Annotated in this window: 10 protein-coding genes and 1 pseudogene; 4 read left to right on the forward strand and 7 right to left on the reverse strand. The window is 46.1% G+C overall.

Annotation, left to right across the window (positions count from 1 at the left end):
* Positions 1–480 precede the first annotated feature (480 nt).
* Positions 481–1,581 (forward strand): glycosyltransferase family 4 protein, encoded by a 1,101-nt coding sequence (locus V8P86_RS08410; RefSeq protein WP_336326808.1) that lies wholly within the window; start codon positions 481–483, stop codon positions 1,579–1,581.
* A 16-nt stretch (positions 1,582–1,597) separates the two neighbouring features.
* Here the strand turns inward: V8P86_RS08410 and V8P86_RS08415 are convergent, their stop codons facing one another.
* The 4 genes and pseudogenes from V8P86_RS08415 to V8P86_RS08425 all read right to left on the reverse strand — a co-directional run bounded on the left by V8P86_RS08415 (position 1,598) and on the right by V8P86_RS08425 (position 5,548).
* Entirely contained in the window at positions 1,598–2,941 is a 1,344-nt protein-coding gene (locus tag V8P86_RS08415; protein ID WP_336326809.1) for a sulfatase, read from the reverse strand.
* Between the two features lie 139 nt (positions 2,942–3,080).
* Positions 3,081–3,571: pseudogene (locus tag V8P86_RS08420) on the reverse strand (IS701 family transposase); the annotation flags it as partial.
* Between the two features lie 132 nt (positions 3,572–3,703).
* Positions 3,704–4,018 carry a helix-turn-helix domain-containing protein gene (locus V8P86_RS18915; protein WP_442909378.1) on the reverse strand — a complete coding sequence of 105 codons (315 nt, stop codon included), beginning with the start codon at positions 4,016–4,018 and terminating at the stop codon, positions 3,704–3,706.
* Positions 4,019–4,069: 51 nt separating this feature from the next.
* Positions 4,070–5,548: a sulfatase gene (locus V8P86_RS08425; RefSeq protein WP_336326810.1), complete on the reverse strand. Its 1,479-nt coding sequence runs from the start codon at positions 5,546–5,548 to the stop codon at positions 4,070–4,072.
* Between the two features lie 179 nt (positions 5,549–5,727).
* Here V8P86_RS08425 and V8P86_RS08430 point away from each other — a divergent pair, with 179 nt between their 5' ends.
* Positions 5,728–6,159, forward strand: coding sequence for a hypothetical protein (locus V8P86_RS08430; protein ID WP_336326811.1), 432 nt, complete (start codon positions 5,728–5,730; stop codon positions 6,157–6,159).
* A 286-nt stretch (positions 6,160–6,445) separates the two neighbouring features.
* Here the strand turns inward: V8P86_RS08430 and V8P86_RS08435 are convergent, their stop codons facing one another.
* Both V8P86_RS08435 and V8P86_RS08440 read right to left on the reverse strand, forming a co-directional pair.
* Complete coding sequence (locus V8P86_RS08435; protein WP_336326812.1) at positions 6,446–7,882, reverse strand: lipopolysaccharide biosynthesis protein; 1,437 nt, start codon at positions 7,880–7,882, stop codon at positions 6,446–6,448.
* A 55-nt stretch (positions 7,883–7,937) separates the two neighbouring features.
* Positions 7,938–8,750: an FkbM family methyltransferase gene (locus tag V8P86_RS08440; protein WP_336326813.1), complete on the reverse strand. Its 813-nt coding sequence runs from the start codon at positions 8,748–8,750 to the stop codon at positions 7,938–7,940.
* A 438-nt stretch (positions 8,751–9,188) separates the two neighbouring features.
* Between V8P86_RS08440 and V8P86_RS08445 the strand changes: the two genes are divergently transcribed.
* The gene (locus V8P86_RS08445; protein WP_336326814.1) at positions 9,189–10,628 is read left to right on the forward strand and encodes an O-antigen polymerase; all 1,440 of its coding nucleotides are present in this window, start codon (positions 9,189–9,191) and stop codon (positions 10,626–10,628) included.
* 755 nt (positions 10,629–11,383) lie between these two features.
* Here V8P86_RS08445 and V8P86_RS08450 read toward each other — a convergent pair.
* A complete protein-coding gene (locus tag V8P86_RS08450) occupies positions 11,384–12,475 on the reverse strand; it encodes a glycosyltransferase (RefSeq protein WP_336326815.1) in 1,092 nt (363 codons plus the stop codon).
* 112 nt (positions 12,476–12,587) lie between these two features.
* Here V8P86_RS08450 and V8P86_RS08455 point away from each other — a divergent pair, with 112 nt between their 5' ends.
* A complete protein-coding gene (locus V8P86_RS08455; RefSeq protein WP_336326816.1) occupies positions 12,588–13,745 on the forward strand; it encodes a glycosyltransferase family 4 protein in 1,158 nt (385 codons plus the stop codon).
* The last annotated feature ends 14 nt before the right edge of the window (positions 13,746–13,759 follow it).

Here is a 13,759-nt window from a genome sequence, read left to right on the forward strand (position 1 = left end):
TGGGGTCAACGACGTAGCCACTCGTGAATAGTATTTGATATACACGCTATCAAGATCTAATGTCTTCTAGATGTGCTCGCACGTGCAACAGCTAGGTTTGCTGGGAGCGTCATCTTCCCGACGCAACCTGCCTCGCTGTAGACGGTGTATGACAGCATGGTTTCTACTTAGCGTTAGTCAGATGATTAGGAACATTGGACAATATGCCTGGGAAATTTATTCATATGGCTTAAAGTTAATTCCAGATGTGAATTTCACAGATCTTCTATGACTGACATATCTAAATATTACTATTTTGAGGCGACAATGGCAGGCATCGGGGACAGTGGACACCCCAAACGTCCGAGGTAATTGGGTCGATAATCGAGTGGGAGTGTCTAATTACTCCACTGGGAGCCTTAGGGCGACCCGAGGTAGTTCACCCACTAAGTCACGATGGATACAATACACTCTTACCCTGTCAAAAAAAGAGAGAAATAGATGCGTATCCTCCGAGTCGCACAAAAATGCTATCCTGACTTCAAGGGCGGCGGCGCATATCACGTGCACGCCATGAGTCGTGACCAGGCCGCGATGGGACACGATGTGACGGTGTTGACTGTTGACCCCAGGCGTGACCAACCCCATCTCGAAGAGAGAGATGGATACACAGTCGTTCGGTATCCTGTGTCGACGAGTCTGTTAGGTAACGACATCGCTACCGGTGTCGCATCGTTTCTTCAACATGCGCAGAAATATGATGTGATGCACGCTCATTCGCATTTGTACTTCTCAACGAATCTGGCCGCGTTGAAACGACGGCTAGGGGGTATTCCGCTGGCGATTACGAACCACGGATTGTACAGCCAGAACGCCCCCGAGTGGCTGTTCGATCTATATTTGCGGAGTGTAGGCCAATGGACGTTCAATCAAGCTGATGTGGTGCTTTGCTACACTAAGGAAGATAGAGAGCGTGTTCGGGAGTTCGGAGTAGATTCGCAAATTGAAGTGGTGGCTAATGGAGTGGATACGGCACGGTTTACTCCAGACGGTAAGACAAGTGAGTTAATTGACCACGATGGTCTGGTGGTGTTGTTCGTGGGGCGATTAGTAGAGGGAAAACGGCCTCAGGATGCGGTGCGAGCAGTCCCGAAGCTTCCTGCAGATATGAACGTGAAGTTGTACGTCGTCGGAGATGGGCCGATGCGCTCTGACTTGGAGGAAATGGCTACTGGTGCAGTCGAGTTTCTAGGGCACGTTCCCTATGATGAGATGCCTGCAGTGTATCGGGCGGGAGACGTACTGGTGTTACCGAGTCGTGCTGAAGGATTGCCGCGGACTGTTCTAGAAGCATTTGCTTCTGGGGTTCCAGTCGTGTCGAGTTATCTAGAGCATACGGCACCGGTTGTTCGAGCCGGCGGGGAGACGGTTGAGATTGGCAATATAGAGGAGTACGTTTCGGCACTCGAAAGTGTTCTGGGCAAACCACAGGAGTTGGGTACCGATGGTCGACAAACTGTTGTCGAGGAGTTTCGCTGGCAGGATACCGTCGAACAGTCCACAAGCGTATTGTCGTCCCTTTCTTCGGGGTCCAGGCGTTAGCTCTCCGGAGAGTCACTCATTTTCGATATCCAAGTGCTTTCAATCGCTCTTCGACGCCAGCACCCGTATTGAGATCTGGAATTTCGACGTTCGCGGATGTCTCGTCGATACGGGTCAGGCGCTCACGAAGGTGGCTCTCGAACTCATCGATTACATCTGGATTCTGACCCGAGACATCAGTTGTCTCTTCGGGATCTTCCGTAAGGTTGTACAAGTACCGGTTGTCATCAGTCCCGTCGTATAGATACTTCCACTGTGTCGTCCGGAACCCGATCCGAAGATCATCTTCTCCTCTGACACGCTTCTCGGTGACAACTAATGGCTCTTCGTCGCGGTTTTGGCCATTAACGAGTGGTAGTAGCGTCTCTCCCGCTAATCGCTCTTGATGTTGCTCAGAGAGGTTCGCACCGACGGCATCTATGACTGTTGGCAAAATATCCATACATCGGACTAATTCGTCGACTATTTCTCCCCGAGGAAGATCTGATTCATCTGGCGGACGGATGATGAGCGGGACGTGTGTCAATTCGTCGTACGGAAGATTTCCGTGCCCGTAGCAACCGTGTTCATAAAACTCGTCGCCGTGATCTGCAGTGAGGACGACGAACGTATTTTGTAGCTCTCCGCTATCGTTGAGCTCCTCAAGTAGATTGCCAATGGCACCGTCGAGATATTCAACTTCGCGACGGTAATTCGACCGAAGTTCTTCATGCTCAGCATCCGTTATGCCGTCTGGATCACGGACAGCTGCTTTTCGCCAGAGCCACTCGGCTCGAAGTTTATTCCGGTAGCTAAAATCATCTCCACCGAGATATGGCCCATGGACATCCATATACTGGGTCCAGAGAAACCACGGTGAGCCGGCGTCGCTGACGAACGAGAGTATATCCTCGTTTACCTCTTCGGCAGGCGTATAGGGAGTCCGACTGAAGATTCGTGCTGCTCGACTGGCGAGTCGGAGGAATTTCTCTGGGGCACCTTCGAGCCCTCCGTCCGGTTCAAAAGCGACGACATCCTCCTCGAAATGGTCGAACCCTCGGTCGAAATTTCTACGCGCAGAGACGTACGGATTCGAGTGGATTGCACCTGTATGGTAGCCATTTCCACGAAACACTTCCGCGAACGTTGGTTGTTCCTTGTCCAGATACCAGTGACCTCCGTAATCAAGAGGGAGACGACCTGTAAGCATGGCCGTCATCGCAGGTGCCGTGCTGATCCCTTGTGAGTGACAATTTGTGAAAACGGAGCCTTCACTTTTTAATTTATTAATTGTCGGGGTTTTAGCACCGCTACCATCATTTAGAACATCGTGCCGGAGCGAATCAACTACAAATAAAAGTACATTGTAGTCTTGTTCCATAACTACAGGACCGTTTTGAGCGATAAATCTATTGTGATTCTCTTAATAAGCAATATTTTCTAGCCCTTGGCAATCATGTGTTGCTCTCGCATCATAAGAGTGGCTCAATTAATCCGATAGATGACCTGATATAGTCGGCTTAACTTTGAACGTTAGTGTCGGCAATTGAGTGAACAAAGAGGTGGTCGATTTCGGTCATGAGGTTATCAACGCTCTGCTCCCTGTTGTCTCGAACCCACGAGAAAAGATTGTAGACGGCCTCTTTCAAAGAATGTTTGAGGTTCGCTCGAAGCGATGATGCTTTCGAGCGAACCGTATCCAGGTGCTCAAATCGAGATTAAGACGAACGAGACTGTAGGCAGCCATCAGAAGGTGCCAGTGATAGTAGTTCACAGAAGAATTGGGTACACGGTACAACGCGTTTGATCAGGAGAGATACTCTTACTATGGATCCGCCACCTATTTTATCCACTCAGTCGTGTCGATGCGCTGGCAGAGTGCATCGACACGAATCTTGTCACCGGCGTAGATTACTTGTCGGTTGCTCCGGAGCGGGCCGATCTAGTCCTTGCCACAGGATTTGATCTATTCTGGGAGATTAAACATATGAGCGAACCCCGAGTCAAAGAGGTAGATATACCTGCGGACACCTACCTTTTCGCTCTTTGAGAGCTTGTCGTGCGTATTTCGGAATCAAGTCCACCCCGAAGGAACGTGCTCAGGGGAATTTACTCTATCGTTAGCACCTCTCCAGTAATCTCGTCAAGTCATTTCTCGTGTAGGTCTGCCGGGCCGTGGTTTGTCGGCAAGCCCGGCCCAGCCGGATTCAGCGTATCGATCGCGCCATTTGCGTGCAGTCTTGCGAGTACAGGAGAGGTCTTCGCTGATTTGAGTGTTATTGAAACCACGAGCGACTAACAGAACGATCTGTGCACGAAACGCATCACGCTGGGAAGCCGTCGCTCTGCGAACAACGGCTTCGAAATAACTTCGTTCTGAATAAGGCAGAATAATTTCTGTTGGGGTGTTAATGGTGGAAGAAGACGTGAATTCATGTCTATTATCAGAGAAAGCAATGGGGTGAGGAAGAACTCACCGGGGTGGGTGCGAATTAACTGGCAGCTCTAACTAGTCAATGTATCCCAACTGTCGGAGATTCTGCTCTACTTGAGTATCCACCCTCATTCTGTCCGAATCGCCTTCCGGCCACATATTAAATTCTTCGGAGAGAGTGTTGACCAGGCGTTCTCGCAATGGCTGCACTATGTTCTCAGGTGGATTCTCTATTTTATTTTGTTCTGGATTTTCGTAAAGACGTTCTGTGTCATTTGATGTGATCGTAAATAAATATTTGTCAGTACGAATTCCTTTTCGTCCGGCACTGAACTGGAGGAGTTGTTCATCACTCAGATATCGTGCGTACTCGCTCTTCTTAAAATAATCTACATTTCGAGTCCCATACTCCATAAAGACTGCATCTCGTTCGTCTCCGCCGAACATTGATTGACCACTTGTTGAATATGGCTGATCAAGCTTACAGAGATCGCAAATCGTATCGAAGAGATCAACAAGTGAGACGAGATCGGTCCGCCGAACGCCTTCTGGTATGCCGGGTCCCATCATCAGTAAGGGGACTTGGAGTGTTTCGTCGAAAAGGTAGTGACTGTGAACCAAGAGGTCGTGTTCACCGAATTGTTCGCCGTGATCCGCTGTTAAAATAAGAATTGTATCTTCTTGCAATTCACGCTTATAGAAGTCAAGAAAGGATTTGAATTCGTCATTGAGGTATTCGACACAGGCGGTATACCAATCTCGTAATACTTTGATTTCGGCGTCGTTAAGATAGCTGGGATCTGCTAAGAATTTCCCTATTCCGTCGGACGTTTGAGCATTCATGACTCGGTCTAATCGAACATTGGGGTTATCAATCTTGCCTCGGTTGTCAGCGAGGTACTCGAGAAAATTCCATCGTGGTCGGGAAAATCCCGGTGTTGCTTGCTCTTTATATGGTCGTGGGGGATCGTAAGGACCATGTACTGTAGTGAAATTCACAAGTGCATAGAATGGATTATCTAAGCGGGATTCAATCCGGTCTTGCAGGAGATCGAATTTGAACCGTGTACTATCGGCTCCACCTTTCGTGAGTTGCCGGAAGAAGTACTTACCGAATTTAGGATCTTTGAGTGATTTCAGAATAGCCCGGGGAGAGGTTAGGGATGGAAATTCATAATAATGTTCGTATAGTTCATCAAATCCACGGTCGTAGCCCCAATCCGATCCCATTTTTGCGGGGCCAGTAATGCCGAACGTATCATAATCTCTATCGCTTAGCCAAGTGGTGATGAGCGGAATATCATCTGGAAGGGGGATGTGTTGACCCGTAACTCCGTTTTCTGTGACACCATTTCCCGACGGATATTGACCCGAATAGAGTGCTGCATGAGAGATAGGAGTTCCAGGTCCGCAAGCAAATGCAGACTCAAATAGAACCCCACTATTGGCGACTTCATCAAAGGCCGGCGTGTGTATGTTATTCCCATAACAACTGAGGTAGTCATATCGGAGCGTATCGAAAATAAGAACAACTACATTTGGATGGTCAGACATATTTGCTTATTGCTCGCTCTGAATGTTAAAGATATTGCGTTTCCAGTACTTAAAACCGGTGCGAGGCCGATAATGACGACCTGATAGCTCAGTGTGCAGACGAATCAATCGGGTCGTCATCCAGCCTAACACACGCTGAAAACTTCAGTCTTAACCAGTCCACAGCCAGCGCAGTGTACTTGCTGCTCGACACAGTCGACAGCGAGTCAGTCGTCGATGAGTTTGATATCGGCAAACACAGCAAGAAACACGATTACGACAACCACCTCAAGGTCGCTGTGCGTGAAGAGATCAATCTCTCAGACTCGTTGGCCGAACTTGAAGAAGCAACCGACACAGAGGCTGAAATGGAGAAGATGGCTGACTCTACATTCTCACGGCACACGAACGACCGCGCAATAGTCGCGGTCGTTCGAACCATGTTTGAGTTGCTCTGTGCGTTGATTGGATGCTGCTTATTCAGTGGCTTAGACAACGCCACCCGATGCGGGGTGGCGTGCCGAAGGCAATCCAGAAAGTTCGGAAACACTGGAACAAGACGCTCCGGTCAGTTGGGTAACTCGTCTCTCAGCGGTTGGTTCGCCGCCGCTGTGAGCGGCTGCTCTGGTTAGCATCAGAAAATCTCTGAAAATACCGATAAAACCCGTCTGAACTGGACCCTCTGACCGAATTCGCTAACGTTCAACACTGCGTATCTTCCAAACAGGCAACTCAGCTGAATTTCGTCGCCTGCGCCCGGGTGGTGTCTTTATTAACTTGAAGCGCGGCAGCATTATAGTCTTGTTCCCTACTCATAGGACAGTTCTGAGTGGCAAATCTATTGTGACTCTCAATTGGCGTGTCTCTGCCCTTGGCGATCATATATCGCTTTCGTATGATAAGATTAGATTAATTATTCTAATAAATATCCCGATATAGTTGAGTTATTTCCTGTGGCCTGAAAAATCCTAGAAGAAACAGAGCAATAAAGTAACCGCTTCCACCACCAGCAATGACAAGTATTAGATGAGGGACAGAGGATATATATTCTTGCGTCGCCAAAACAGCGATAGACATCATCCCGAGGGCAACCCCTAATTTGACTATCTTAACGGGACTCGGAAACCTCATATTAGATTTTCGGTTCTGGTATTCGATTCCAATGATTAATCTGACTAACCATGATCCAACCAGCCCCAACCCGATGATAGTTATATTTTGTAAATATATTCCAGTAAATAGCAGAAGACCGTATATTATACCACCTGCGATGCCAGAAATGGTTTCATACCGACTATCGTCATTAGCAATGTAGTATTGCGTGGCAGAGGTTGTAAGCACACTAATTCCGAACGCCGAAATTACTACTGCAGTTGTATACTTGCCCAACGTATAGCCACTCCCAAAAATGAAATTAACCATTTTATCACCAATTAGCCACCCACCTACAATTATTGGTAATACTAAAACAGAAGAAAGCAAATAAAACTGTTCGAGAACTCTACCCACTTCTTCATTTTGGGTTACTTTTTCACTCAATTTTGGTAATAAAATCAACTTGGGTGGTCGAGCGATTAATTGAAACACCCGGTCAAATGTGAATAGAATACTCCAGGCAGCGTAAGTAGCGGGACCAAAGATAGTCAAAATAACTACATCTGGGCCTATTGTTTCGGCACGTTTTATTAGTACCCGTGGGAGGAGTGGAATAGATATACTTTGAATCTGTTGGATAAGTGGACTAAAAGTAAAAGATAACGATAGCTCGTCAGATATTAACGAGATTATTATAAACGATGACAGAGTCCGTAAAACAGCGAGAACTGATACAACAGCAGGAATAGAAATATTATTTATGAATGCAAGTAAGAGCAGGCTAAGTAGCATCAATATTTCTGTGCCAGATTTTATTATTGCGTATGCTGTAAATCGCTGTATACCTGTTAATATAGCAAGACCAACGGAGTACGAAGGGTAGGAAATAACTAAAAAAAACACCAGAATTTGATTATTGTTGATGAAATCTTTTGACGCCGTAGGAATAATTTCGATTCCTGCGTCCGAGCCTACTATTATTGCGCCAGCAGCAAGACCTAATAAAACTATTACCGTGATTAGTACAGTTGTTATTAGGTGTTGGCTTTCTGGATGCGAAACTTGGGAAAGCCGTTTGCGCACGATAGTATGCAGGTTCAGGTATCCGTGGAGAGACAAAATCCCTATGGCCAATAGAAGAGATCTATAAACTCCGTACTCTGTTGGGATTAAGAGTCGAGTTAACAGAGGGATAGTAATGATGGAAACGGCTCTTGAGATAACTTCCGCTACAGCAACACTACGGATATCCTGTATCATTATACGCAGAGATCTTTTCGAAGGATCTCATGCTTGTAGTTACCGTCCTGATCATTCATCTATTCAGGTTGGCGAATAGAACTGTATCACCGTTTTTATCTTCTTTAGTTTTGGTATCATATCCTCGTTCCTGAAGAATGTGATCAACCTTTTTTTCAGTGCTCTCGCCCCGGCGTTCGCTCCCCACATCAATGGCGAATTTTTGCACATTGGTACTCTTAATCCCCTCTAAAACTTCGGGTTCAGCACCTTCGGCGTCTATTTTTATGAAATCTATCTGGTCTTGGGTAGGGATTATATCAGATATTTTATTCTGCACTAAGCTATCGATTGTATGGCCATAAACTGAAGTTGTCTCGTACTCACCTTGATCTACATTAATTAGAGAGCTCTCTGTCGGGTCAGCGGCTGACTTAAACTTATACATCTTCTCAGTATCGGAGATCAAGCTATTTATTGGGATAATATTGTTGACAGAAGAGGTATTCTTTTTTAAAGCCCGGAATGCTACGGGATCTGGTTCAACGGCTACAACTCGGTCAGCTGTTTTGGCAGCCGGAAGTGAGAACTCACCTATGAAGCTCCCTACATCAATAACAAAATCACCAGTCCCTACGGAGCAAAATCCGGGAAGTTGATACCTTTGATATTTATGGGCTCTCATTTCCGGCCCTCCTCGTCCGATTTGCTCCCGGCATGTATAGAACGTATCTTGATGGGTCTTAACCACAAACAGGTCCCCTGACGGCCAGACGAGCCGCCATCTTCCGTCAGCCAAATAGTATACACTTGCCAAGATTCCAAGCAGGTGTCTTGGCGCGGAAGCCTTCACAGTATTTTTGATATCCCCAAACAAGGTTGTACTCATATATATTTACTAGCTTCTATAACTCAACGATCAAGTCGTTCAGCACTATCATAATTTTCTCATGGAGTGTTAATAAGAGGCACGATCTTATACGTGAATCGTTTAGCCCCAAACAACGAGCTAATTATAATAAATCGTCCAACACACCGTCGCGGGTCGTAGCACTTGACGGACGAACACCAGCCGAGGAGGTTCAGAACTAGACAGTAACCACTACCCATGAGTGTTCTATTTATTACAATACTTATCTCCAGACCGGTTTCGGTAGTCTCTTATGGGGGCAGCGATTTTGGCGAAGTATATTGGTGTAATAGGCAGGCAAACGAATCCCGGAAAGATAGCCTACAGATCCTCTCCGTTCTCGGCAACGGGCGTGGTGAACTTCTTACAGCATGTCTTCTACGGCCGTACCGATGTTCAACGAGACAGAGCAAAACAATGCGAGATATCGAACTCAGAATCCGATACGAGCGATTCGGAGAGGTCATAGTATCCTATTGCATCCCGAACGTTCTCCGTTTTTTTTTGTCGATAGCCACTGTGATGCTTGGTACCGTTATTTTCTTGACCAAAGCACTGGCTTTAGCACCTTTTTTCTTCATCCTCGGGTACGTCTGTATACTACTGACAATCACCTACCAGACGGCGATTTCGAGGGATCCCTTTAATCCGCTCACACTGATCTTGTCACTTGGCTTGCTTCGGTTCGGTCTCCCGTATCTTTTGTTTTATTTTGGGGCACCCAGGTCTGGGGCGCAGAACCTCATCCGCCTCCTCTCATTAACAGAGTCACACCTGATCTTAAGCCATATCCTCTGGATAATTGGCCTTAATGCCCTCATTTTCGGCTGGTTCGCTTTCCCGAGACGCGTCTCAGATCCGGTGGATCCATTCGACTTTTCGATAGGACCCTACGCGACGGTATTCGCTGGCCTTTTGTTTCTCTTCGGCACTGCGAACATCGCCACATTCGTACACCTGAACGCAGACATACTGCAAGCTGTAAAGACTGGATCGTTCAGGGGACAACAGATAACCCCTGGGACCGGAATTTACTGGTATCTGGGGCTCTCGACGATCTCCGCGGCGTCCGTAATGGCCGCTACGATCATCGCTAGGTCCCGTGCGTGGTACCACGTCGCTCTCGTCCCCGGGCTCGTCGCGATGGGAGTCCTGTGGATCCTAGGCGGTCGGGCTCGGGCACTCACACCAGTTGTTATCGTCGCTCTGCTCGTCTGGTATCGGTGGTTCTCACGGCCGGACAGAACGGTTCAACCGTTCCGTATCCTCGCTGTTGGTGCCGCATTAGTGCCAGTCCTAATGTGGTTTCTCCACCTTTCTAACCTGTATCAGCGCGGTTTTGGAATTCGGTCGTTATCGCTGTCATTTACGAGTTTCCCGCGATACGTGTCTAACGCGGTCTACACCGATATCGGGGACTTTCAAGGAATCGCGGGAGCAGTTGCAGTCGGCGGCGGTGTTCTGAAAGGAAATACGTTCGGGGTGCTCTTTTGGCCGCTGTCAGAGGGCTTCCCCATCGGAAGAAGCACTGGGGCATTCATCGTTGAGACGCGTATGGGTCGAGATGGCTTCGGTGTCGGGCCAACTCTCATTGGGGATGCTTACGTTAATTTCGGACTCCTTGGAGTTATAATCGTACTTAGCGTGTTCGGCCTCGTACTCAAGTGGTTGTATGCTCAGTTTGTCCAGCATAGAATCCGTCCCGTAATATACGCTATCGTTGCTGTCTATGCTATCCGTCTAATGTTTGAGTCCATCAACAAGTGGAGCGAGCTCGTCGTTGTATCCGGTTTTACTGGTATAGTCGTCATTGTCTCTGTTTTCGTCACAACTAGATCTAATCCTACTGTAAATTAGAGAATAATACTTCCCAACATTTGACTGGGTAGCTTTGATGCGAGTATAATCTATCTTATGAGGGCGCTCGACAGAAAATCATCCGTCTTTAGCTAAGTGAAGACCGCTATACAACAGTATATTTCGCGGCTTCTTTGCGAGAGGATGAGGAAGCCGAGTCTGTGTACGACAACGGTTCCTCATCTCGAATTATATATGCGTCGGCTCACTACGCTTTTTCCATTTGAGTTCCTTGAAGAACACGTCGAGGAACTCAGCGAGTAGTTGAGATACTCGCTGCCGTCGCTGTTGGAGCGGCTGATCAGATACACAGAAGATCCACCAGCAATGACCGATACTACAAGAAACGTCGCTACCGCTACGCAAACGAGGTGTAACTTTTAGCTAAAAATTAATGTTCTAATAGGGTGATGGTGGTACTATTTCAGGCCACTTGCTTCCGTTTCAATATCGGACTCCTAAAGGGTAGATATGACCGATTGCAATACCTTGCCTTGTTGTGTCTTGTCATCTTTGGTGCGACAAATATATTTCATGGCTCCAAATTAGTGGCGGCACCGTTCGATTTCGAATAGTGATTAGGTTAGCACAGTAGTTTTCATTGGAATATCAAATTATAATCTCTTGGATTCAATAGAAAGCGGAAACTTAATTGACTCCAATCACAGCAGACTTATATAATCTATTATAATTGTCCAGTCTATATTATTGGTAATCTCATTGTTTTGTACCCAACAATCAAAATCAGTTCGCGATCATGCATTTATATATTTTTTATATAATATCTCTGTATTTGACACGGTTTCTTCCATTGTAAATGAATTTTCAACCCGTTCCAAACCGGCTTGCCCCATATTTTCCATCGTGTTCGGGTTGTTAATTGTACTTATTATTTTCTCCGATAAATCTTCACTATCTCCGACGGTGGCTAGTTTGCCAGTCTCGTTATCAACAACCACTTCTGGAATGGCACTTGTACGTGTAGCAACGATCGGTGTGCCTGCAGCCATTGCCTCAAGCAGCACCAGTCCGAACCCTTCCCTTCTCGAAGGGAGAACGAACAAATCAAATGCGTGCATGAGTTCGGGAATGTCGGAGCGAAATCCGGCGAATGTAACATTATTCTCTAATCCTAAAGTATGGCATTGTCGTTCGAGCTCTTCTCGGTTCGGGCCATCTCCAACGATAAGAAGGTGAACCTGGGGGTTCGCATCGATCACCCTGGGTAGTGAATCCAGCAGAATATCAATACCCTTAACATTCACCAGGCGACATACTGTTCCGATCAGTATCTGACTATCATCCGGGAGCGTAGACCGTATCTCACGAACATCATCCTGATTTACTTGCTGAAATGGTTTCAAATCAAGGCCGTAATGAATCGTCGTGAACTTTTCCTCACGAGAGAATGTATTTTCTGAATGAAAGTCTTTTAAAAAATCAGATATTGTGATTATTTCATCTGAGATGGCTGCCGTTAGAGAATGTAGCCATCGATAAGGCAAGGATTCCAAGTAAGGTGCATTGTTATGCTTTGTTGATATTATTGGTGTATTAGAAGTCAAAATGCCCGCTATTGACCCATAGACATCTCCACGAAATAAATGAGTATGAATTATATCAAAATCATTTTTGGTAATATATCTAATTAATCGAGCCAAGCCGATTGGATCCATAGTACGTTCAATACCAATGCATGATACTGTACATCCTGCTTGCTCGAATTCACGTTCCATTTCTGCGGGACCTCGTAGATACGCAACATGGACTTCCCAGCCTCGACCAATTAAGCCCTCACACAAACTCAAGAGATGGTTTGCTACGCCTGCCTTTTTTAATCCAGGCATTACATGGAGGATCGTCGGAGAGGTCTCAGACGTTTTCATAGTCCTATGGGTGCAGGCGAACTCATAAACTACTTGTGATACGTCCTATTACGATTTGGATGGTTATCTTAGGATGGATTCAAAGCTGCGTATTCTACTTTCACCGAGCATTTTCCCTCCGGAGTCCGGGGGTCCAGCAACGTTCATGCCTGAATTAGGTAGTTCGCTATTACAAAGGGGGCACAAAATAAAAGTAGTTACTAATGGTAAACCTCACCCGAACATAGATAATAATTTCGAGTATGAAATTGTTCGCACAGGTGAGCATAAGTCAACAATATCACGATATCTCTCTCAAATACGAGCGTTAAAAAATGCATCTAAAAGATTTAAACCGGACGTGATCGTCTCAAATGGTTCGGATTTTCCTCCAGCAGTAGTTTCAAAACTAACTGGGATTCCGCTTGTATCGAAGGTTGTTGGAGATAGTGCATGGGAACGCGCAAGACGCCGGGGTAATGTTACGGACGGAATCAACAGATTTCAAAAAAAATCGTATGGATTTCGCGTGAAAGTATTCAAATTGCTTCGGAATTTCGAAGCTAATTCTGCTGATCGTATAATAGTTCCCAGTGATTATTTGAAACAGATCGTCCTGTCGTGGGATATTCCACGATCAAAGGTTGTAAAGATATATAATTCTATTAATATTAGCGTAGATGCACCATCTCATAAAAAAAGGGGTACAGACATTTTGACAGTTGCACGCCTAGTTGGGTGGAAAGGAATAAAAAACCTCATTTCTGCTTTTGAAAACCTTGCTGCCCAACATTCTAAGCCACACTTGCACATTCTGGGTGATGGCCGTAAGCGAACAGAGTTTGAGGAATACGCACAATCCACTAGTGTTTCAGATCGCATCCACTTTCATGGCAGAGTACCACATAACAAAGTATTAGAGCATATGAAGCGATGTCGGGTATTCGTTCTAAATTCATCGTATGAGGGTCTTCCTCACGTAGTATTAGAAGCGATGGCATGCGGCTTGCCTGCTATTGTTTCAAATGCAGGAGGGAACACGGAGGTAGTGAATGATAGACAAACTGGTTTCATAATAGATCCAGATAATGTGGAAGAATTATCAAAAAAGATGTGTGATCTTATCTCATCAGATGATAAGTTTGCTGAGTTTCAGAGAGAAGCTATAAAACTACTAAACTCGAAGTTTAACCATGCGAACATGATTGACAGATATGAACATACGCTGATTGATATTTCTCAACATGATTGACTAACGTCTGGCAT

Origin of the sequence: Halovenus anhuiensis (assembly GCF_037080055.1) — an archaeon.
In the GTDB taxonomy this organism is placed as follows: domain Archaea; phylum Halobacteriota; class Halobacteria; order Halobacteriales; family Haloarculaceae; genus Halovenus.

Coding starts and splice junctions, on each gene's coding strand:
- V8P86_RS08410 (WP_336326808.1), top strand. CDS start 481: ATGCGTATCCTCCGAGTCGCACAAAAATGCTATCCTGACTTCAAGGGC.
- V8P86_RS08415 (WP_336326809.1), bottom strand. CDS start 2,941: ATGGAACAAGACTACAATGTACTTTTATTTGTAGTTGATTCGCTCCGG.
- V8P86_RS08425 (WP_336326810.1), bottom strand. CDS start 5,548: ATGTCTGACCATCCAAATGTAGTTGTTCTTATTTTCGATACGCTCCGA.
- V8P86_RS08435 (WP_336326812.1), bottom strand. CDS start 7,882: ATGATACAGGATATCCGTAGTGTTGCTGTAGCGGAAGTTATCTCAAGA.
- V8P86_RS08440 (WP_336326813.1), bottom strand. CDS start 8,750: ATGAGTACAACCTTGTTTGGGGATATCAAAAATACTGTGAAGGCTTCC.
- V8P86_RS08445 (WP_336326814.1), top strand. CDS start 9,189: ATGCGAGATATCGAACTCAGAATCCGATACGAGCGATTCGGAGAGGTC.
- V8P86_RS08450 (WP_336326815.1), bottom strand. CDS start 12,475: ATGCCTGGATTAAAAAAGGCAGGCGTAGCAAACCATCTCTTGAGTTTG.
- V8P86_RS08455 (WP_336326816.1), top strand. CDS start 12,588: ATGGATTCAAAGCTGCGTATTCTACTTTCACCGAGCATTTTCCCTCCG.